The following is a 19,639-nucleotide window of genomic DNA, read 5'->3' as shown; positions in this document are numbered from 1 at the left end:
GGGACGGGGCATGGCGGGGACGACGAACGGCGGAAGGCCCGGCGGCACCCCGGATCTCTCGGAACTGGCGACGCACAGCGCCTCCCTGGAGCGGTCCGGTACGGCCGAGCGGGTCGCGGCCGTCCTGCGGGACCGGATCACCGAGGGCTACTTCCCGCCGGGCAGCCGCCTGTCCGAGGAGAGCATCAGCGGCGCCCTGGCCGTATCCCGCAACACACTGCGCGAGGCGTTCCGCCTGCTGTCGCACGAACGCCTCCTGGAGCACCGGCTCAACCGGGGCGTCTTCGTCCGCATCCTGGCCGTGGACGACCTGGTGGACATCTACCGGGTGCGGCTCCTCGTCGAGTGCGCGGCCCTGCGGGCCCTGGGCGATCCGCCGTTCGACCTGACGGCGGTCGAGGCGGCGGTGTCGACGGGCGAGCAGGCCGCTCTCCACGACGACTGGCCGGGCTGCTCCACCGCCAACATCCGCTTCCACCAGGCGCTGGCCGGCCTCGCCAACAGCCCCCGCACCGACGAGCTGATGCGCAACGTCCTCGCCGAACTGCGGCTGGCCTTCCACGTGATGGCGGACCCCCGCCGCTTCCACGAGCCCTACCTCACGCGGAACCGCGAGATCACGGACAGGCTGGCCAAGGGGGACGCGCCGGGCGCCGAGCGGATGCTCGCCTTCTACCTGGAGGATTCCCGACGCCAGCTGGCGGAGGCGTACGCGCAACGGCTCACCGAGCGGTAGCCAGGATCGTTCCATGATCCACACGCGGTGTCCCGACTCCTGACGGGCCCGCATTTCCCCATAGAAATTCAGAGACCAGGACAAGTCGCCTATTGTCACGCCCTGCGGAACTGCGGATTCCGATCGATGTAGCTCACACCCTTGTTAAATTGTTGAACAAGACCCTAGGGTCTCGCGTTAATACCCCCGTCTGATCAGGACCGTGCACCGCCACGTCCCTGCGCGGAAGAAGGCCGACGCGTGATCGTTCTCCTCGGCGTGCTCGTGGTGATCCTCGGATTCGCCACCCGCCGCAATCCCCTGCTCGTGGTGGGTGCCGCCGGCATCATCACGGGGCTGCTCGGCAAGCTCTCGCCGCAGGAGGTGCTGGCCACGTTCGGCAGCAGCTTCGCCTCCGCCCGTTCGGTGACCGTCTTCGTCATCACGCTGCCCGTCATCGGGCTCCTGGAGCGCTACGGCCTCCAGGAACAGGCCCGCACGCTCATCGGCAAGCTGGGCAAGCTGACCACCGGCCGCTTCCTGACGCTCTACCTGCTGATCCGGCAGCTCACCGCCTCCGTCGGCCTCACCAGCATCGGAGGTCCCGCGCAGAGCGTGCGTCCGCTGATCGCCCCGATGGCGGAGGCGGCGGCCGAGGCCAGGGCGGGCCGTCCGCTGCCGCAGAAGCTGCGCGAGAAGGTCCGCTCGCACGCGTCCGGCGCCGACACCATCGGCGTGTTCTTCGGCGAGGACTGCTTCATCGCCATCGGATCGATCCTGCTGATCACCGGCTTCGTGAACTCGACGTACGACCAGCACCTCGAACCGCTGCACCTGGCCCTGTGGGCGATCCCCTCCGCGATCTGCGCCTTCCTGATCCACGGGGCCCGCCTGCTCAACCTGGACCGGCAGCTGGAGCGCGAACTCGCCGTGACCGCCGCCGAGAACGAGCTGGCGGCGCACGCCGGGATCCGTACGGAGGACGCCAAGTGATCAAGTCCGAGTACTTCTTCTGGCTGGTCGGCGCGGTGTTCCTCGTCATGGCCGCGCAGATGGCCATGGACCGCACCAACCCGAAGCGCTTCGGCTCCGCCGCCTTCTGGGGTCTGCTGGGCGCCGCGTTCTTCTACTCCACCGGAGTCGTCGACACGTCCCTCCCCGCCGAACCGCTGGGCGTCGCCGTCCTGGTCCTGATCGTCCTGGGTGGCTTCGGTCTCACCGGCAAGGGTGAGTCGCACACCCCGCCCCGCGAGAAGCGGGCGGCCTCGGCCGCACGCCTCGGCAACAAGCTCTTCCTTCCGGCCCTCACCATCCCCGTCGTCGCGATGATCTGCGCGACGCTGGTGAAGAACTGGAAGATCGGTGGCGAACCGGTCCTGGAGCCGGGGTACGAGACCATTCTCGGCCTGGGCGTCGGCGCTGTCGCCGCGCTCGCCGTGGGAATGGTGCTCCTGCGCGAGCGGAAGGTCTCCGTACCACTGCACTCCGGCCGCAACATGCTCGAATCGATGGGCTGGGCGCTGATCCTGCCTCAGCTGCTCTCCGTCCTCGGCTCGATCTTCCAGACCGCCGGCGTCGGCGAGCAGGTCGGGAGAATCAGTGAGGCGGTGCTGCCGGAGGGCCAGAGGTTCGTGGCCGTGGCCGTCTACTGCTGCGGCATGGCGCTGTTCACCATCGTCATGGGCAACGCCTTCGCCGCCTTCCCGGTGATGACCGCCGCGATCGGCTGGCCCGTGCTCATCGAGCAGATGCACGGCAACGCGCCCGCCGTCCTCGCGATCGGCATGCTGTGCGGCTTCTGCGGCACGCTCGTCACGCCGATGGCCGCCAACTTCAACCTGGTCCCGGCGGCGCTCCTCGAACTCAAGGACCAGTACGGCCCGATCAAGGCCCAGCTCCCCACGGCAGCGGCCCTGCTCGTCTGCAACGTCGCGCTCATGGCCCTCTTCGCCTTCTGACCCGGGACACCCCGCCTCCCGGCCCGAGACACCTCCGCCCCGATCCGGCCCCGACCCGAGCCGCTCGCCCACCCCCCTGGAGTCCCCCCGATGTCCCCCGCGCTCCCTGCCGCGTACGCCGTCCCCTTCGCGGAACTGGCCCTCGCCAACGTCGTACGCGAATACCCCAACGCGCCCGCCCACCTCTACGCCGGGCCCGAGGAGCTCGTGGCTCCCCGCACGCTGCACCCCGCGTTCTACGGGGGCTACGACTGGCACTCCACGGTGCACATGCACTGGCTGCTCGTCCGCCTCATGCGCCGCTTCTCCGCCACCGGCGATCTTCCGGCCACCCTCACCACCCGCATCCGCGAGGTGCTCGACACCCACCTGACCCACGGGAACATCACCGTCGAGGCCTCCTACCTGCGCGGCCGGCCGCACTTCGAGCGCCCCTACGGCTGGGCCTGGCTGATCGCGCTCGCCGGGGAGTGCCGGGCCCTCGGAACGCCCGACGGCGACCGCTGGGCCGACGCCCTGGCCCCCGGTGTGGCGGCGGTCGGCGACCTGCTCGGCTCCTGGCTGCCCAAGGCGACGTACCCGGTCCGGCACGGCGTCCACAACAACAGCGCGTTCGGTCTGGGCCTGATCCTCGACGCGGGCGGGGCGGCCGGGCTGCCGGCGCCGGTCCTCGACGCGGCGACGGACCGGCTGCGGACCTGGTTCGCCGACGACCACGACGCCCCCGCCCACTGGGAACCCTCCGGCCAGGACTTCCTCTCCCCCGCCCTGGCCGAGGCGGACGCGATGCGCCGGGTGCTGCCGGTGGCGGAGTTCCGCACCTGGATCGCCGCGTTCCTGCCGGACCTGGTCTCCGCCACGCCCGACTCCACCCTGCTCGAACCGCCGGTGGTCTCCGACCACGCCGACCCGCAGATCGGCCACCTCCTCGGTCTCACCCTGAGCCGGGCGGCCGCCCTCCGTACGATCGCCGGCGCGCTCCCGGACGGCCCGGCCCGCGCGGCGCTCCTCGCCTCGGCCGAGGCCCATCTCGCGCGCGGCCTGCCGACGGTGTCCTCCGGGGACTTCTCCTCGGACCACTGGCTGGCGACGTACGCCGCCCTGGCCCTGGACACGGCGCCCGGCCACTGAGCGGCGGGTCCGCGCCCCGGGCCGGGGCGCGGACCGTGCGCGCGGGGCGCACGTCCTACCCTCGGCGTATGAGCGACAGCGGCACCTCCGAGACCGGCCCCTCCGAATCCCCTTCCAGTGGCGGCGCTCTCCACGGCCGCTGGCGCGAGGCCCTGCTCGCCGCACGCGGCGGTACGGGCCACGGGCCCGATCCGGACCCCTACGCCGAGAACCTCCTGGACCGCTGGGCCGAACCCCAGCGGCGTTACCACACCACGACGCACCTGACCCAGGTCCTGGACCGCGTCGACACCCTGGCCGGCCACGCGGCCGACCCGGATCTGGTGCGGCTCGCCGTCTGGTTCCACGACGCGGTCTACCGCCCCGACCGCTCCGAGAACGAGGAGCGCAGCGCCGCCCTGGCCGAGCTCGCCCTGCCGGAGGCGGGCCTCCCCGACGCGGCGACGGCCGAGGTCGCCCGCCTGGTCAGGCTCACCGTCACGCACGACCCGGCGCCCGGCGACACCAACGGCGAGGTGCTGTGCGACGCCGACCTCGCGATCCTCGCGGCCGCTCCCAAGGAGTACGCCGCGTACGCGGCCCAGGTGCGCGAGGAGTACGGCTTCGTCCCCGACGACGCCTTCACCGAGGGCCGGGCCGCCGTGCTGCGGCAGCTGCTCGAACTGCCCCGGCTGTTCCGCACGCCCCACGGTGCGGCGGAGTGGGAATCAAGGGCACGGCAGAACCTGACCACGGAACTGGAGCTGCTCACCCACTGAGACAGGGGAATGACAGGGACGAAAGCACTGTTGGGCACTGTCATGCCCGACTCTGCTTCCAGCCGTCCCCGTATGCCGATGGCCGTCTACATCCTCGGCCTCTCGGTCTTCGCCCTCGGCACCAGTGAGTTCATGCTGTCCGGGCTGCTGCCGCCCATCGCCGACGACATGGACGTGTCCATACCGAAGGCCGGACTCCTCATATCCGCCTTCGCGATCGGCATGGTGATAGGCGCCCCGCTGCTGGCCGTCGCCACGCTCCGGCTGCCGCGCCGCACCACCCTGATCGCGCTCATCTCGGTCTTCGGGCTGGGACAGATCGCGGGCGCCCTGGCGCCGACGTACGAGGTGCTGTTCGTCTCGCGGGTGATGAGCGCCCTGGCCTGCGCCGGTTTCTGGGCGGTGGGCGCCGCGGTCGCCATCGCGATGGTGCCGGTGAACGCGCGGGCCAGGGCCATGGCCGTGATGATCGGCGGGCTGTCGATCGCCAACGTGCTGGGCGTGCCGCTCGGCGCGTTCCTCGGGGAGAGCTTCGGCTGGCGTTCGGCGTTCTGGGCGGTGGGCGCCGCGTCCGCCGTCGCTCTGGTCGGCGTCGTCACCCGCATCCCGCGCATTCCGCTGCCGGAGGAGAAGCCGCAGCTCAAGCGCGAGATCGCGATCTACAGGGACCGCCAGGTCTGGCTGTCGATCATCATCACGGCCCTCGCCGCCGGTGGTGTGTTCTGCGCCTTCAGCTACCTCGCGCCGCTGCTGACGGACGTGGCCGGCCTGAGCTCCGGCTGGGTGCCGTGGGTGCTCGCGCTCTTCGGTGCCGGTGCGCTGATCGGTACGACGATCGGCGGCCGGGTCGCGGACGCGCACCTCTTCGGGGTGCTGCTGAGCGGCATCAGCGCCTCCACGGTCTTCCTCGTGGCGCTGGCCCTGTTCGCCTCCAACCCGGTCGCCGTCGTCGTCCTGGCGTTCCTGCTCGGGCTCTCCGCGTTCTACACGGCTCCGGCGCTCAACGCCCGGATGTTCAACGTCGCGGGTCTGGCCCCGACCCTGGCGGGGGCGACGACCACGGCCGCCTTCAACCTGGGCAACACCACCGGCCCGTGGCTGGGCGGTGCGGTGATCGACGCGGACTTCGGCTTCCGGGCCACCGCCTGGGCGGGCGCCGCGATGCTGGTCCTCGGCCTGGCCGCCGTGGTGGTCTCGCTGCGGCTGCGCGACGGTGCGCCGTCCCGGCGGATCGCGGGCGCCCCGGCGCACGTCATTGAGCAAGGCGCCCCGGCGCACGTCAGCCCGGAGCCGGCCGCCCCTTCGGCCGCCTCAGTCCCGCGTCAGTGATCCGGCGCACGATCTCCTTCGACCCGACCTCGCGCGCACCGGCGCGCACCGCGTCCGCGTAACGCGCCTCGGGCACGTCGTAGTGGTCGCGCTCGAAGGCGCGGGGCGGGCAGCCGATCGTCGCGGCGAAGGCGTGCAGCTCCTCGAACGACACGTCACTGACCAGGTGCGACCACATGCGCCCGTGCCCCGGCCAGGTCGGCGGGTCGATGTAGACGGTCACCGGCCGAGCACCTCGGCGAGCCCTCCCACCCGCGCGACGGACACGGTCGCCTTGGTGCAGACCCAGTGCGGATCGGGCCCGAGCTCCGGCTCGACGTCCAGGGCGTGCGGCCCCTCCTCCGTGCACACCGGACACAGCGGCCAGCGCCCGTGCTGCTCCAGGAGAGCGTCCTGGACGTCCTGTGCCACGAGCCCCGTGACGAAGGCCACACCCTCGGGCCACTGTTCGACCCACCACCGCCGGTGGACTATCGCGTCCTCGACCATCGAGACGATCCCGGCCTCCGCCACATCGCCCGCGACGAGGTCGGCCATCACCAGCGCACGCGCGGTGTGCAGCTCCTGTTCCAGGGTGTTCAACTCCATGGCCCCATTGTCCCCCCACCGCCGGCGCGGCCGACCTTGATCCTTCAGAGGTAGGGACCAAAGAGGGGTTGACGGACCCCTGCCCTGAAAATATCTTTCAACTGTGACCAATGATGTGAAGGAAAGTTTCAACCGGGACTCGCCGCCCGCCCCGGCGGCGCTCGCGGCCAAGGTGCGGACCCTCGCTCCGTCCATGACCCGCTCCATGCAGCGGGTCGCGGAAGCGGTCGCGGGGGACCCTGCCGGATGTGCGGCCCTCACCGTCACCGGTCTCGCCGAGCTCACCGGCACCAGCGAGGCGACGGTCGTCCGCACCGCCCGCCTCCTCGGCTACCCGGGCTACCGGGACCTCCGGCTCGCGCTGGCCGGCCTCGCCGCGCACCAGCAGTCGGGCCGTGCTCCCGCCGTCACCGCCGACATCGCGGTCGACGACCCCATCGCGGACGTCGTCACGAAGCTCGCCTACGACGAGCAGCAGACCCTCGCCGACACCGCCGCCGGTCTCGACACGGTGCAGCTCGGGGCCGCCGTGGCCGCAGCCGCGACCGCGCGCCGCATCGACGTCTACGGCGTCGGCGCGTCCTCGCTCGTAGGGCAGGACCTCGCCCAGAAGCTGCTCCGGATCGGCCTGATAGCGCACGCCCACATGGACCCGCACCTCGCCGTGACCAACGCGGTGCAGCTCCGCTCCGGCGACGTGGCCATCGCGATCACGCACTCCGGATCCACGGGTGACGTCATCGAGCCGCTCCGGGTCGCCTTCGACCGCGGCGCGACGACGATCGCGATCACCGGCCGTCCCGACGGACCGGTCTCGCAGTACGCCGACCACGTGCTGACCACGTCCACCGCCCGGGAGAGCGAGCTGCGGCCGGCCGCCATGTCGAGCCGCACGAGTCAGCTCCTCGTCGTCGACTGTCTCTTCATAGGCGTCGCCCAGCGGACGTACGAGACGGCCGCGCCCGCGCTGTCCGCGTCCTACGAGGCGCTCGCCCACCGCCACACCCCGCGCAGCCGCTGACCCGGCCGCACCCGCACCCGCACCCGCACCCGCACCCGCAGAACCGTACGAGAACGAGAAAGCAGAGCCGCTGTCCATGACCTCCACCACCGACGCCGACGCCGCCACCCCCGGCGGCTACGGCGAACTGCGCGCCCAGCTGGCCACCCTCACCACCGAGGCGTTCCGGCCGGAGCTCGCCGAGATCGACCAGCTGCCGACGCAGGAGATCGCCCGCATCATGAACGGCGAGGACACCACCGTCCCCGCCGCCGTGGCGGAGAAGCTCCCGCAGATCGCGGCCGCGATCGACGCCACCGCCGAACGCATGGCGCGCGGCGGCCGGCTGATCTACGCGGGCGCCGGAACGGCGGGCCGCCTGGGTGTGCTCGACGCCAGCGAGTGCCCGCCCACCTTCAACACCGACCCGTCCGAGGTCATCGGCCTGATCGCGGGCGGCCCCTCCGCCATGGTCAAGGCGGTGGAGGGCGCCGAGGACAGCAAGGAGCTGGCCGCCGCCGATCTGGACGGGCTGGGCCTCACCGCCGACGACACCGTCGTCGGGATCTCGGCCTCCGGCCGCACCCCGTACGCGATCGGAGCCGTCGAGCACGCCCGTGCGAAGGGCGCGCTCACCCTCGGCCTCTCCTGCAACGCCGACTCCGCGCTGGCGGCGGCGGCCGAACACGGCCTGGAGATCGTCGTCGGCCCCGAGCTGCTCACCGGCTCCACCCGCCTCAAGGCGGGCACGGCGCAGAAGCTCGTCCTCAACATGCTCTCGACGATCACGATGATCCGGCTCGGCAAGACGTACGGGAACCTCATGGTCGACGTACGCGCTTCCAACGAGAAGCTGCGCGCCCGCTCCCGCCGGATCGTCTCCCTCGCCACCGGCGCCTCCGACCAGGAGATCGAGGCGGCACTCGCCGCCACCGGCGGCGAGGTGAAGGACGCCATCCTCACCATCCTCGGCGAGGTCGACGGACCCACCGCCGCCACGCTCCTGGCCGATTCCCGAGGCCACCTCCGCGCCGCCCTCGCGGCCGTCCGAACCACCTGACGCTCCACTCCCCGCACAGCAAGGCACCACGCACCATGGCTACTGAAGACAAGAACCGCGCCACTGCCGCCGCGATCCTGCCGCTCGTCGGTGGCGCTGCGAACGTCAGCTCGATCGTCCACTGCATGACCCGGCTCCGGCTGGGCCTGCACGACCGTTCCCTCGTCGACGACGAGGCCCTCAAGGCGGTCCCCGCCGTCATGGGCGTGGTCGAGGACGACACCTACCAGATCGTCCTCGGCCCGGGCACCGTCGCCCGGGTCACCCCGGAGTTCGAGCGGCTGGTCGAGGAGGGCAAGGCGTCCGGCACGCCCGCGCCCGTCCCCACCGCCGAGGAGCTCGCCGACAAGGGCGCCGCCCTCAAGGCACAGCAGAAGGCGAAGAACGCCACCCCGTTCAAGCTGTTCCTGCGCAAGATCGCGAACATCTTCGTCCCCCTGATCCCCGCCCTGATCGGCTGCGGCATCATCGCCGGCCTCAACGGCCTGCTGGTGAACCTCGGCTGGCTGCCCTCGGTCACCCCCGCGCTGGCGGCGATGGCCTCCGGTTTCATGGCCCTGATCGCGGTCTTCGTCGGCTACAACACGGCGAAGGAGTTCGGCGGCACGCCGATCCTCGGCGGTGCGGTCGCGGCGATCATCGTCTTCCCGGGCGTCGCGAACATCGACGCCTTCGGCCAGACCCTCGCCCCCGGACAGGGCGGCGTCCTCGGCGCCCTCGGTGCGGCGGTCCTCGCGGTGTACGTCGAGAAGTGGTGCCGCCGCTGGGTGCCGGAGGCGCTGGACGTCCTGGTCACCCCGACGCTGACCGTCCTGATCTCGGGCCTCGTCACGATCTTCGGGCTGATGTACGTGGCCGGTGAGGTCTCCTCCGCCATCGGTACGTTCGCCGACTGGCTGCTGTCCACGGGCGGCGCGGGCGCGGGCTTCCTGCTCGGCGGCTTCTTCCTGCCCCTGGTGATGCTGGGCCTGCACCAGGCCCTGATCCCGATCCACACGACCCTGATCGAGCAGCAGGGCTTCACGGTCCTGCTCCCGATCCTCGCGATGGCCGGAGCGGGCCAGGTCGGCGCCGCGGCCGCGGTCTACCTCCGCCTCCCCCGCAACGAGTCGATCCGCAAGACCATCAGGTCCGCCATGCCCGCGGGCCTCCTGGGCGTCGGCGAGCCCCTGATCTACGGCGTCTCGCTCCCGCTGGGCCGCCCGTTCATCACGGCCTGTGTGGGCGGCGCGTTCGGCGGCGGCTTCGTGGGCCTGTTCAACCAGCTCGGCGACTCCGTCGGCTCGACGGCCATCGGCCCGTCCGGCTGGGCCCTGTTCCCGCTGCTCGACGGCAACCACGGCCTCGGCTCCACGATCGCGATCTACGCGGGCGGTCTGCTCGTCGGCTACGTCGCGGGCTTCGTCGCCACGTACTTCTTCGGCTTCAGCAAGGCGCTGCTGGCGGAGTTCAACGTCTCCCAGGAGCAGGCACCCTCCACGGTCGCCGCCACCGGCCCGGCCACGGCGTCCGGCCCGGGCTCGGACTCGGGCTCCGGCGACGCCCCGGCGAAGGAACCGGCGGGCGTCTGACCTGACGCCCTCCGACGACGGCAGCCCCGCACGCACCGTGCGGGGCTGCCGTCGTCATGCGTGGCCAGGACGCCGAACCACCGAGCCCGTGGACACGGCCGGACGGGCGAGCGGGGTGCCGGACCGCCACGAACGCACACGAAGCACGCGAGATTTTTTCCTCACGAACACGTGTGTGTAGGCCATTGATTGATGGGCACCAGATGTCTCGGAGGTTGATAACAATGGTTCCCCTGCTTCTTGTTCTTCTGCTCGCCCTGATCCTTTTCGGTGCCGGTTTCGCACTCAAGGCACTGTGGTGGATCGCCGTTATCGTCCTGGTGATCTGGCTGGTCGGATTCTTCGCCCGGTCGAACACCGGCGGTAAGCGTGGCCGTTGGTACCGCTGGTAGACGGCCTGAACCAGCACGGACGCGGGTGGCGCAGGACCTTCGGGTCCTGCGCCACCCGCGTTTCTCCGCGCGTTCCCGGAATGCTCCGGGCATGGACCGGAAATACCCGGGCAGTCGAATAACTGAGCGGCACTCACCCTCATCACGAGGGGATTGGCCGCGTCGAACGAACCGTCGAGGAAGGAGCCAGTAATGAGCGACAACCTGTGGGGCTATAAGCCCACGAGCGGTCACACCGCGGGCGCCGACCTGACCGGATTCTCGGTCGAGGCGACGGACGGCAGCATCGGCAAGGTCGACAAGCACTCCGACGAGGTGGGCTCCGCCTACCTGGTCGTCGACACCGGAGTCTGGATCTTCGGCAAGGACGTGCTCCTGCCGGCCGGCACGGTCAAGGGCATCGACACCGAGCACAAGAAGATATTCGTCGACCTGACCAAGGACCAGATCAAGGACTCCCCGGAGTTCGACAAGCACAAGCATGCGGGTGACCCGGGCTATCACGCCCAGGTCGGCGGCTACTACGACAGCTACCGCATCATGTGACCCCGGCGCACAGCGCACCCTGATCAGAGGCGGGGCCGGCTCCCATCACGGAGCCGGCCCCGCTGTTCACACCGGGAAGTCGGCCGTGAGCAGGGTGACGTCGAAGGGGTCGGGCAGCGGGAGCGGCTTCCCGAAGGGCACAACCTCGCTGTGCTTGTACGTCCCGTCCTCGTTGGGCTCGGTGAACAGCGTCGCCATCGCCCCCCGGGTGTCGAACCTGTCCAACAGCAGGTACATGGGGACCCCGGCCCGCGCGTAGGCGCGGTACTTCTTCGTCCTGTCCTCCCGGGCGTTGCCCTTCGAGGTGATCTCGACGATCAGCAGGGCCTCCGCCGCGTCCAGCGGGTCGCTGGACTCCGGGTCGGCGGACGCGATCAGCTCTGTGGGCATCACGACGAGATCCGGGACGTACAGCTTGTCCAGGGGCACGACGTGCACACCGAGCGTCTGGTAGATCCCCAACTCGTCGCGGAGGCCCCTGTAGAGGACGCGCTGCACCACTTCGGCGATGCCGTTGTGGTGAGCATGGGGCGGCGGTACCAAGACGATCTGCCCTTCGTCGATCTCTGCGCGCCACCCCTCGGGCACGTCCAGTTCCTGCCACGTCCGCAGCAGGTACTCCCACGGGCGGCCCTCGGAGCCCTGATCACTTTCGACCATCGCAGCGGTCATCGCAGGTCCCTCCTTCTGTGGCCGTACGCAGGAGCGCAGATCGACGTGTTCGCGGCGGTCCGCCGCTCTCATCAGCGTCCCACGAACGTGTGACGCTCGCAGCGACCTCGCCGCAGGTGTCCCTCACGCTCGTCCTGGGCGAGGAACCAACCACCCGTTCTCCCGCATCCCTCTTCCATGACGTTGATCTTCGATGGCGGAGCAGCGCCCCTTGGACGGAGAGGCGGTGGACATGACGAACGGCCAGGCGGGTGGTGGCAGCTCAGATGGGGCCGCCCCGGGCGGGGAGCGGCGGGCGGAGACGGCGCAGGGACCGCAACGCGGCATCGTCCGCACCGTGCTCGCCGTCGTACGCCATGACGGTCGCCGCCTGTACGGCCGGGCGGCCCTTGTCGCGGGCCTGATCTCCCTGGGCGGCCTGTTGCTGACCGTCGTGGGCTTCCTCGCCGCCTGGCCCGAGTTCACCGGGATACGCCTGGGTGCGGAGCAGGCCCGTATCGACGAGGACTCCTACGCCCCCGACGGCAGCCGCGTGAACACCATGTGGCTCATCCTGCTCGCCTGCCTGCCGGTCCTGATCCTCCTGCTGCATCTGGGATGCGCCGCCATCCAGACCGCGGCCGCCCGTGCCACCGGCGCGGGACTCGGCCGCTTCCGTGCGGTCCTGGGCGTGTACGTGCTGCGTGGCGTGTGCGTGTGGGCTCCGGTGGTGCTCGGGGTCCTGGTGGAGGAGTACTTCACGACCACCACGTTCAGGGAGCACACCGCGATCGTCCCGAAGTGGGAGTACCCCAACCTGTTCGAGGTGCTGCGCTACGGCCCGCCCCTGCTGGGCGTGGCGGGCGCCCTGGTGCTCCGGCTCGGCTGGACCCTGGCCCCGGCCGTGGCCGCCTCAGAAGGCCTCCCGCCCCTGGCCGCGCTGCGCCGCTCCTGGTTGCTGACCTGGGGCCGGGCCTCCGCCTGGTTCCGGACCGTGGCCTTCGCGCTCCCTCTGGGCGGGCTCACGGTGGCCCTGTACGTCCTGCTCCACCTCGCCGCACGGCCCCTGCGCTCCGGCACGGTCTCCCTCTTCCTGGACTGGGGCCCGGACAACACCTACGCCGCGTACGTCGCCGGGCTCCTCGTCCCGATCGCCGTCGCCCTGCTGCTCACCGGCGCCCTGGCCCTTCCACCGGCGCACACCGCCCTCGCGATACTCCGACAGCGGCTCGCACAGCCCCGGGACGACGCCCTCACGGCAGCCGACCCTCACGGTTGATCTCCGTCACCCGCGCCCGGAGCACGAGCCCCGGTGCGGCAGGCAGGATCGCGTCCGGCGGACAGTCCCACTCCGGGCCACCGCCCGGCGGACGCAGTTGCACGTACGGCCCGACGTGGCCCATCACCCGGCCCACCCGGCCGTCCCGGCCGTCCACGGCGAACGTCCCGGGCTTCGGCGTGCACGGCTCCAGTCCTTCAACAGTCATGAGCGGACTTCGCTTCGAGCAGCGCGCTCAGCCGCAGCACGGTCTCGACCGAGCACCGGCCCAGGTCGACGAGCGGCATGGGCTCGTTCCTCGCGCACGACGCCAGGTCGACCCGCAGCGACGGCAGCTTCACGCCGACCCCTGCGAGCCCGACCCGCAGCCGCGCCACCGCGTCCTCCGCAGCCCGCACTCTGCCCGCTGCCTCATTGCGCCGTTCCGTAGCCGTCATCATGATCTTCCCCATTTCCACGCTGAGTAGTGGCTATGCCTACTCAGCGTGGCCAATTCGTCGCTACCGTGGAAGAGGCGCAGTTCCAACACCCACACATGTCCACTGGGAGTCGCCTTGCCCGGACCGAAGAAGCTCGACCCTTCCTCCTCACCCCGTGCCCTCCTCGGCGCGGAACTCCGGCATCGGAGGGAGGCCGCAGGCCTGTCGCAGGAGGACCTGGGGGCACCGCTGTTCGTCAGCGGCTCCTTCATCGGCCAACTGGAGGCCGGCACGAGGCGTATGCAGCTCGACCAGGCCCAGAAGCTGGACGAAGTGCTGGGCACGGACGGGTTCTTCGTACGGAACTGCGCGGCCCTGAAGAAGTCCAAGTACCCGGACCACTTCGCGGAGGCGGCGGAGGCGGAGCGTCTGGCGACGACGATCCGGGAGTACGCGCCCCTGCTCATCCCTGGCCTGCTCCAGACCGAGGCGTACGCGCGGGCGGTGTTCCGGGCGTACCAGCCGACGGCCACCGAGGACGTGATCGACGAGTTGGTGGCAGCGCGGTTGGAGCGGGCACAACTGCTGACCGATCCAACGACGCCTCTGTTGTGGGTCGTGCTGGACGAAGCGGTCCTCCGCCGACGGGTCGGCGGGCCCGGAGTCATGGCGGAGGCACTCCGGCATGTGACCGGGCTGGTCCGACAGCACCGAATCATCGCGCAGGTGCTGCCGTTCTCGGCGGGGGCGCATGCCGCCTTGGACGGCAGCCTGAAGCTCATGTCGTTCCCTGACGCACCACCCCTCGCCTACGTGGACGGTCTGGGGATGGGGCGGTTGCAGGACGATCCTGCGAGCGTCGCGCGATACGAGCTGACTTACGATCTGCTGGCGGCCGGTGCTCTGTCGCCCGACTCGTCCCTGGCCCTGATTCACTCCGTGGCGGAGGATGAAGCCCATGAAGATCAGCACCCCTGATTACGACCTGTCCACGGCAACCTGGCACAAGTCCTCCTACAGCGGCGGCGACGGCGGCAACTGCCTGGAGGTCGCCACCTGGCGCAAGTCCTCGTACAGCGGCGCAAGCGGAGGCGACTGCCTTGAAGTCGCCGACAACCTCCCCGAAGTCGTCCCCGTCCGCGACTCCAAGGTCACCGACGGCCCGGCGCTCATGTTCCGGACCGGTGCCTGGGCGGCCTTCATCGCGGACCTCAAGCACTCGTAGCCATGGCCAAATCCCGGACACCCGGCGAAGGCCCGGTCCGTCCGGTGTCCGTCTCGCTCCATGAGGGCACCGTTGCCGCGCTCAAGGCGCGCACCGGCAAGCGAGGCATGTCCGCCTACGTCGAGTCCCTGATCCAGCGCCCACTGGAACGCGAAGGCACACCACGGCCGGGTGGACCGGGCCCGCGTCGGGTCGACGCTGCCCGCCCGGCAGACACCGCGTGAGCGGCGCGCTCGGCTCGGACGGCGAGGGCCTGACCGCGCTCGTACAGCGAACACCGCCCGCAGAACCGCGACTGCGGCAGAATCGCGTCCTATGGCGATACCCGCTGATCCAGCACCCTCGTACTCCGATATCGCGGCCGCAGGCAGCCTCGGCGCGGCTCTCCGGGCCGTCGCGGCCGAGGAGGGCCTCTCCGTCCTGTTCACGGTCTCGGAACACGACCCGGTGCGCCGTGCCTCGGTCGCCAGCCCGGTCCCACACAGGACGCCGTTGGACATCACGGCCTGGGGGGCCGAGCGGCGCTGGTCGATCCGGGGGTGCGAGTCGTTCCAGGGCCTGGCGCTCGTCGACGGGGACACGCAGGATCTCGTCCAGGTCGTCCGAGCCGCGCAGGCCTGGCACGGCGGGGCGGAGCCGGCCGAGATTCAGCGGGCCGCGCCCTTCGTGCACCTGACCGGCCGTCACGACGTACCCGATCACGATCCGGTGGAACTGACGGAGTCCGAGTGGCAGCAGCTGCGCACAGAGGCGAGGGAGGCGGACTGGCCCTCGTACGTCGCCCTCGTCGAGGCGGCGTATGCCGAGCCGGCTCTGCGGGCCGTCTACCCGTACACGAGCCACTGGACGCTGCGTTTCGCGACGACCACCCGCCCCCGGCTGGCCGGCGACGTTGCGGTCTGCCTGGCTGCGGCATACCGGGAGGACCGCTACACCGTCAGCGCCCAGTACATGGGCGAGGTCCTTGCCGAGACGACCACGGCCGAGGATGCGGTGGCAACGGCCGTGCGTCACCTGCCGCGCGGCCTCGGCCCTGTCATGTCCGGCGCGGTCTGAACAAGCGGGGCTCCCGGCTCACACCACCTGGATCACGTGCTTGCCACGCACCCCGCCCGCCTCCAGCGCCCGGTGCGCGGCGGCGATGTCGGCCAGGGGGTGGACCGTGTCCACCACCGGGCGGATCGCCCCGCTCTCCACGTACCGGGCCAGCTCGGCGAGAAGATCGTGCTGTGGATTGCCGCTGAAGAACCGGACGCGCCCCCGGCCGTGGACCGTCGAGGCCAGCAGGTAGCCGAGGCTCGCGGCGATGTGGTCGATGTCGAAGGAGATGGAGACCATGCGTCCGCCGGGTGCCAGGAGCTTCCGGAAGGCCCGGTGCTCGGTGCCGACGGTGTCCAGGACGACATCGAAGCGGCCGAGGTCGGACGGGCCGGTGGTGGCGTAGCTGTGGGCTTCGTCGGCGCCCAACTCCCGCACGAAGTCGAGGTTCTTCGTGCCGGCGAGGGCCGTGACATGAGCGCCCAGGGCCTTGCCGAGCTGAACCGCGATGCTGCCGACTCCCCCACTGGCGCCGCGCACGAGCAGGCGCTCGCCCGCCTTGAGGTCCGCCTTGGCCTTCAGGGCGGTGAGGGCCGTCGTGCCGACCGGCAGGGAGGCGGCTTCGACGAGGCCGATGTTCTCGGGGGCGTACGAGAGGTTCCGGGGGCGGACCGCCACGTATTCGGCCGCGCTCCCGAAGGTCCGGGGCAGGACGCCCCACACCCGGTCGCCCGGCTTGAGCCCGGTGATCGCTGGGTCCACCTCGGCGACCTCGCCGGCGAAGTCGAGCCCTGTGCGGAGCGGGAACTTCCGGCCGGTCACCAGCCGGACGCGGCCGGCCCGCCCGTACAGCTCACCGCCGTTGACGCTCGCCGCGTGGACACGGACCAGCACCTGTCCGGGCCGGAGGGACGGGACCGGGACCCTGCCCACGTAGAGCACCTCGGGAGGGCCGTAGCGGTCGTAGAGGGCCGCGCGCATGTCGTTCATGTCTGCCAGGCTAGGCGGGTAAACGGATGCACCCCTCCACTTGGCTCGAAGTGAGAAACATGCCTGATCAGACGTCTCACAAACCGTCCCGTGACGGCCTGCGGGCCGACGCGCGCGAGAACAGGGAGCGGATTCTCGAAGCCGCCCGGGAGGCGTTCGCCGCGCAGGGCATCGACGTCCCCATGGCGGCGATCGCCCGGCGCGCGAGGGTCGGGGTCGCCACGCTCTACCGGCGCTTCCCGACGCGCGCCGCACTGGTGTCCGAGGCGTTCGCCGAGCAGCTCGCCCACTGCGTCGCCGTCCTCGACGAAGGCCTCGCGGACCCGGACCCGTGGCACGGCTTCTGCTCCGTCGTCGAGAAGGTCGCCCTGATGCAGGCGAGCGAGCGGGGCTTCACACAGGCGTTCCTCTCCCAGTTCCCCGAGCACGCCGAATTCACCGAGGAGCGCGCCCGTGCGGAGGAGGGCCTGGCCCTGCTGGTCCGGAGGGCCAAGGAGAGCGGGCGGCTGCGGGCGGACTTCGACGTGCGGGACATCACGCTGCTGATGCTGGCCAACTGCGGCGCCACCGCCGGGGCGGGCGACGACGCTCCCGCCGCGTCCCGGCGCCTGGTCGCCTACCTCCTCCAGTCCTTCCACGCCGGGGCGACCGCCCCGCTGCCGCCTCCCGCGCCCCTGGGACTCGACCGGATCCCCACCCAGCCGCATCTGTGACGCAGGTCACTTTTGGCCGTGTCACAGATCGCCGGAGAACTTCCGTCTCGTGGGTGTCATCAGGAAGCGGAAGAAGGCGGAAGCGATGAACACACGTGAGACCGACCGGACGTCCACCCACCACGTCGTCGTCCTGGGCGCCGGGTACGCGGGCATGGCGGCGGCCGTCCAGCTGGCGGCCAGGGCCGGGCGGCAGGAAGGGCTGACCGTCACCCTCGTGAACGCCCAGGACAGCTTCACCGAGCGGCTTCGGCTGCACATGACGGCGACGGGTCAGGAGCTCGCCGAGCTGAGCATCCCCGAAGTGCTGGAGGGCACGGGCGCCCGGTTCGTGCGCGGCTGGGTGACGGCGGTGGACGCGGCCGCGAAGGCCGTGCGGATCGACGACGAGCGGGTCCTGCACTACGACACGCTGGTGTACGGGCTGGGCAGCGTGGCCGACACGGCGGCGGTGCCGGGCGTCGAGGACTACGCGTACGCCCTGAACGGCCCTGAGGAGGCGCGGTCGATGGCCGACCGGCTGGCCCGGCTCGGGAGCGGCACGGTGGTCGTCGCGGGCAGCGGACTGACGGGCGTCGAGTCGGCCGCCGAGATCGCCGAACGGCACCCGCACCTGGACGTCGTACTGGTGGGGCGTCAGGAACCCGGCGCGTCGATGAACCCCAGGGCCCGGACCCACCTGCGGTCCGCGCTCGACCGGCTGGGCGTGCGGGTGCGCAGCGGCGAGGAGGTCGCGAAGGTGCTGCCCGGCTCCGTCGAGCTGGCGGGCGGGGAGAGCATCGCCGCCGAGGTCGTCCTGTGGACGGGCGGGACCCGGGTGTCACCACTGGCGGCCGAGGCCGGCCTGCGGGCGGACGAGCGCGGCCGCGTCCTCACCGACGCCACGCTGCGGTCGGAGTCGCACCCCGACGTGTACGCCGTGGGCGACGCGGCAGCCGTCCGTCAGGGCTACGGCGTCCTGCACGGCACCTGCCAGAGCGGGATGCCGACCGGGGTGCACGCCGCGGTGTCGATCGTCCGCACGCTGCGGGGCAAGCGGCCCAAGCCGTTCCGGTTCGGCTACTACCACACGCCGGTGAGCCTGGGCAGGAACGATGCGGTCGTGCAGTTCACCCGGCCCGACGACAGCCCCCGGCGGATCTGCCTGACAGGCCGTGCGGCGGCCCGGTATAAGGAAGCCGTGACCGCCTCCCCCTGGCCGACCTACGGCCGCATGAAGAAGATGCCCGCCTCAGGAGCGTTCTGGCCCCGCGGCGGACGCTTCACCCGGCTCCGGGCGGCACGATGACCGGGACGGACGCCGACCAGCAGGTGTTCCAGCAATACCGCAGCCTGCTCTTCTCCGTGGCCTACCGCCTCCTCGGCACCGCCGTCGATGCGGAGGACGCGGTGCAGGACGCCTGGATCAAATGGTCCGCTGCCGACCGCTCACAGGTGACCGACCCCAAGGCGTACCTGGTGCGGATCGTGTCGAACCTGGCGATGGACCGCCTCCGGTCGACCCGCCACCAGCGTGAGGTCTATGTGGGGCCGTGGCTCCCCGAGCCCATCCTCACCGGCGGGGACGCCGCCGAGACCGCCCTGGAGGCGGAGTCCGTGTCGATGGCGCTTCTGGTGGTGCTGGAGACGCTGAGCCCGCTGGAGCGCGCCGTGTTCGTACTGAAGGAGGCCTTCGGTTTCAGCCACGCCGAGATCGCGGAGGCCGTGGAACGGTCCGAGGCGGCCGTGCGGCAGGCCGCGCACCGCGCCCGCGAGCACGTACGTGCCCGGCGGCCACGCTTCACGGCGGACCGTACGCACCGACGCGAGGCGACGGAACGGTTCTTCACGGCAGCGGCGGGCGGCGACATGAACTCCCTGATGGAGCTGCTGTCGCCGGACGTCACCCTGTGGACCGACGGCGGCGGCAAGGTCCGCCAAGCCCTGCGTCCGGTCGTGGGCGCCACCACGGTGGCCTCGTGGTTCGCGGCCATGGGGACGGTCCCCTACCAGGGCGTCGAACCGGCCGACATGCGCGCCGAGATGACCGAGATCAACGGCGGGCCGGGCATGGTGCTCAGCGCGCCGGACCGCGTGCTCGCCACGGTCACCTTCGACTTCGACGCCGAGGGACGGATCTCCGCCATCCACAACGTCGCCAACCCCGACAAACTGGGAGCCGTCGGCACGCGGGCGCCACACCCGGTCCGCACCCACTGAGCACCCCCCGAGCACGGCGGAGGGCTCATCGGCAGCAGCACCCGGGGCTCAAGTCCTGGAGTCCGAGCGCTCTTTCA

At 71.2% G+C, this 19,639-nt stretch carries 24 protein-coding genes; 18 read left to right on the top strand and 6 right to left on the bottom strand.

Going from position 1 to position 19,639, the window contains the following annotated elements; all coding sequences use genetic code 11:
• Positions 1-10 precede the first annotated feature (10 nt).
• The 6 genes from ACFUNE_RS13300 to ACFUNE_RS13275 all read left to right on the top strand — a co-directional run bounded on the left by ACFUNE_RS13300 (position 11) and on the right by ACFUNE_RS13275 (position 5,891).
• Positions 11-736, top strand: a complete 726-nt coding sequence (locus tag ACFUNE_RS13300; protein WP_383565880.1) for a GntR family transcriptional regulator — start codon at positions 11-13, stop codon at positions 734-736.
• A 240-nt stretch (positions 737-976) separates the two neighbouring features.
• On the top strand, positions 977-1,708 hold the full coding sequence (locus ACFUNE_RS13295) for a DUF969 domain-containing protein (protein WP_383565878.1): 732 nt from the start codon (positions 977-979) through the stop codon (positions 1,706-1,708).
• Positions 1,705-2,673 carry a DUF979 domain-containing protein gene (locus tag ACFUNE_RS13290; protein WP_383565876.1) on the top strand — a complete coding sequence of 323 codons (969 nt, stop codon included), beginning with the start codon at positions 1,705-1,707 and terminating at the stop codon, positions 2,671-2,673. The genes ACFUNE_RS13295 and ACFUNE_RS13290 overlap by 4 nt, the downstream gene beginning before the upstream one ends.
• A 90-nt stretch (positions 2,674-2,763) precedes the next feature.
• Positions 2,764-3,804: a DUF2891 domain-containing protein gene (locus tag ACFUNE_RS13285; RefSeq protein ID WP_383565874.1), complete on the top strand. Its 1,041-nt coding sequence runs from the start codon at positions 2,764-2,766 to the stop codon at positions 3,802-3,804.
• Positions 3,805-3,872: 68 nt separating this feature from the next.
• A complete protein-coding gene (locus ACFUNE_RS13280; protein ID WP_383565872.1) occupies positions 3,873-4,562 on the top strand; it encodes a hypothetical protein in 690 nt (229 codons plus the stop codon).
• 72 nt (positions 4,563-4,634) lie between these two features.
• On the top strand, positions 4,635-5,891 hold the full coding sequence (locus tag ACFUNE_RS13275) for a Cmx/CmrA family chloramphenicol efflux MFS transporter (protein WP_383566717.1): 1,257 nt from the start codon (positions 4,635-4,637) through the stop codon (positions 5,889-5,891).
• On the opposite strand, the gene ACFUNE_RS13270 is transcribed toward ACFUNE_RS13275, so the two are convergent.
• Together ACFUNE_RS13270 and ACFUNE_RS13265 are read right to left on the bottom strand one after the other, a co-directional pair.
• Positions 5,842-6,114 (bottom strand): DUF4031 domain-containing protein, encoded by a 273-nt coding sequence (locus ACFUNE_RS13270; protein ID WP_365887362.1) that lies wholly within the window; start codon positions 6,112-6,114, stop codon positions 5,842-5,844. The two genes, ACFUNE_RS13275 and ACFUNE_RS13270, sit on opposite strands and share 50 nt — an antisense overlap.
• On the bottom strand, positions 6,111-6,479 hold the full coding sequence (locus ACFUNE_RS13265) for a hypothetical protein (protein WP_383565870.1): 369 nt from the start codon (positions 6,477-6,479) through the stop codon (positions 6,111-6,113). Before ACFUNE_RS13265 ends, ACFUNE_RS13270 begins: the two co-directional genes overlap by 4 nt.
• Positions 6,480-6,582: 103 nt before the next feature.
• Between ACFUNE_RS13265 and ACFUNE_RS13260 the strand changes: the two genes are divergently transcribed.
• The 5 genes from ACFUNE_RS13260 to ACFUNE_RS13240 all read left to right on the top strand — a co-directional run bounded on the left by ACFUNE_RS13260 (position 6,583) and on the right by ACFUNE_RS13240 (position 11,048).
• Complete coding sequence (locus ACFUNE_RS13260) at positions 6,583-7,500, top strand: MurR/RpiR family transcriptional regulator (protein ID WP_383565868.1); 918 nt, start codon at positions 6,583-6,585, stop codon at positions 7,498-7,500.
• Between the two features lie 76 nt (positions 7,501-7,576).
• Positions 7,577-8,539: an N-acetylmuramic acid 6-phosphate etherase gene (murQ, locus tag ACFUNE_RS13255; protein WP_383565866.1), complete on the top strand. Its 963-nt coding sequence runs from the start codon at positions 7,577-7,579 to the stop codon at positions 8,537-8,539.
• A 35-nt stretch (positions 8,540-8,574) separates the two neighbouring features.
• Positions 8,575-10,110 (top strand): PTS transporter subunit EIIC, encoded by a 1,536-nt coding sequence (locus ACFUNE_RS13250; protein ID WP_383565864.1) that lies wholly within the window; start codon positions 8,575-8,577, stop codon positions 10,108-10,110.
• 224 nt (positions 10,111-10,334) lie between these two features.
• Positions 10,335-10,502, top strand: coding sequence for a DUF5670 family protein (locus ACFUNE_RS13245; RefSeq protein ID WP_383565862.1), 168 nt, complete (start codon positions 10,335-10,337; stop codon positions 10,500-10,502).
• Positions 10,503-10,694: 192 nt separating this feature from the next.
• A complete protein-coding gene (locus ACFUNE_RS13240) occupies positions 10,695-11,048 on the top strand; it encodes a PRC-barrel domain containing protein (protein ID WP_383565860.1) in 354 nt (117 codons plus the stop codon).
• Positions 11,049-11,114: 66 nt separating this feature from the next.
• On the opposite strand, the gene ACFUNE_RS13235 is transcribed toward ACFUNE_RS13240, so the two are convergent.
• Complete coding sequence (locus tag ACFUNE_RS13235; RefSeq protein WP_383565858.1) at positions 11,115-11,720, bottom strand: Uma2 family endonuclease; 606 nt, start codon at positions 11,718-11,720, stop codon at positions 11,115-11,117.
• 232 nt (positions 11,721-11,952) lie between these two features.
• Between ACFUNE_RS13235 and ACFUNE_RS13230 the strand changes: the two genes are divergently transcribed.
• Positions 11,953-12,978, top strand: a complete 1,026-nt coding sequence (locus tag ACFUNE_RS13230; RefSeq protein WP_383565856.1) for a hypothetical protein — start codon at positions 11,953-11,955, stop codon at positions 12,976-12,978.
• On the opposite strand, the gene ACFUNE_RS13225 is transcribed toward ACFUNE_RS13230, so the two are convergent.
• Together ACFUNE_RS13225 and ACFUNE_RS13220 are read right to left on the bottom strand one after the other, a co-directional pair.
• Positions 12,953-13,186, bottom strand: a complete 234-nt coding sequence (locus ACFUNE_RS13225) for a hypothetical protein (protein ID WP_383565854.1) — start codon at positions 13,184-13,186, stop codon at positions 12,953-12,955. The genes ACFUNE_RS13230 and ACFUNE_RS13225 overlap by 26 nt on opposite strands.
• Positions 13,176-13,430 carry a hypothetical protein gene (locus tag ACFUNE_RS13220; RefSeq protein WP_383565852.1) on the bottom strand — a complete coding sequence of 85 codons (255 nt, stop codon included), beginning with the start codon at positions 13,428-13,430 and terminating at the stop codon, positions 13,176-13,178. Before ACFUNE_RS13220 ends, ACFUNE_RS13225 begins: the two co-directional genes overlap by 11 nt.
• Positions 13,431-13,532: 102 nt before the next feature.
• On the opposite strand from ACFUNE_RS13220, the gene ACFUNE_RS13215 reads away from it, so the two are divergent.
• The 3 genes from ACFUNE_RS13215 (at position 13,533) to ACFUNE_RS13205 (ending at position 15,678) form a co-directional block, all read left to right on the top strand.
• Entirely contained in the window at positions 13,533-14,375 is an 843-nt protein-coding gene (locus tag ACFUNE_RS13215) for a Scr1 family TA system antitoxin-like transcriptional regulator (RefSeq protein ID WP_383565850.1), read from the top strand.
• Positions 14,356-14,622, top strand: coding sequence for a DUF397 domain-containing protein (locus ACFUNE_RS13210; RefSeq protein ID WP_383565848.1), 267 nt, complete (start codon positions 14,356-14,358; stop codon positions 14,620-14,622). Before ACFUNE_RS13215 ends, ACFUNE_RS13210 begins: the two co-directional genes overlap by 20 nt.
• A 315-nt stretch (positions 14,623-14,937) precedes the next feature.
• Complete coding sequence (locus ACFUNE_RS13205) at positions 14,938-15,678, top strand: DUF6193 family natural product biosynthesis protein (RefSeq protein ID WP_383565846.1); 741 nt, start codon at positions 14,938-14,940, stop codon at positions 15,676-15,678.
• Between the two features lie 18 nt (positions 15,679-15,696).
• Here ACFUNE_RS13205 and ACFUNE_RS13200 read toward each other — a convergent pair whose 3' ends face one another.
• Complete coding sequence (locus ACFUNE_RS13200; RefSeq protein WP_383565844.1) at positions 15,697-16,650, bottom strand: NAD(P)-dependent alcohol dehydrogenase; 954 nt, start codon at positions 16,648-16,650, stop codon at positions 15,697-15,699.
• A 59-nt stretch (positions 16,651-16,709) separates the two neighbouring features.
• Between ACFUNE_RS13200 and ACFUNE_RS13195 the strand changes: the two genes are divergently transcribed.
• The 3 genes from ACFUNE_RS13195 (at position 16,710) to ACFUNE_RS13185 (ending at position 19,562) form a co-directional block, all read left to right on the top strand.
• A complete protein-coding gene (locus ACFUNE_RS13195; protein ID WP_383565842.1) occupies positions 16,710-17,363 on the top strand; it encodes a TetR/AcrR family transcriptional regulator in 654 nt (217 codons plus the stop codon).
• A gap of 85 nt (positions 17,364-17,448) precedes the next feature.
• A complete protein-coding gene (locus tag ACFUNE_RS13190) occupies positions 17,449-18,651 on the top strand; it encodes an NAD(P)/FAD-dependent oxidoreductase (RefSeq protein ID WP_383565840.1) in 1,203 nt (400 codons plus the stop codon).
• Entirely contained in the window at positions 18,648-19,562 is a 915-nt protein-coding gene (locus ACFUNE_RS13185) for an RNA polymerase sigma-70 factor (protein WP_383565838.1), read from the top strand. Before ACFUNE_RS13190 ends, ACFUNE_RS13185 begins: the two co-directional genes overlap by 4 nt.
• Positions 19,563-19,639: the final 77 nt, after the last annotated feature.

This window comes from Streptomyces sp. NPDC057287 (genome assembly GCF_042667905.1).
Taxonomy (GTDB): Bacteria; Actinomycetota; Actinomycetes; order Streptomycetales; family Streptomycetaceae; genus Streptomyces.
The sequence above is the reverse complement of the archived record's forward strand: the minus strand, read 5'-3'. Positions and strand labels throughout refer to the sequence as shown.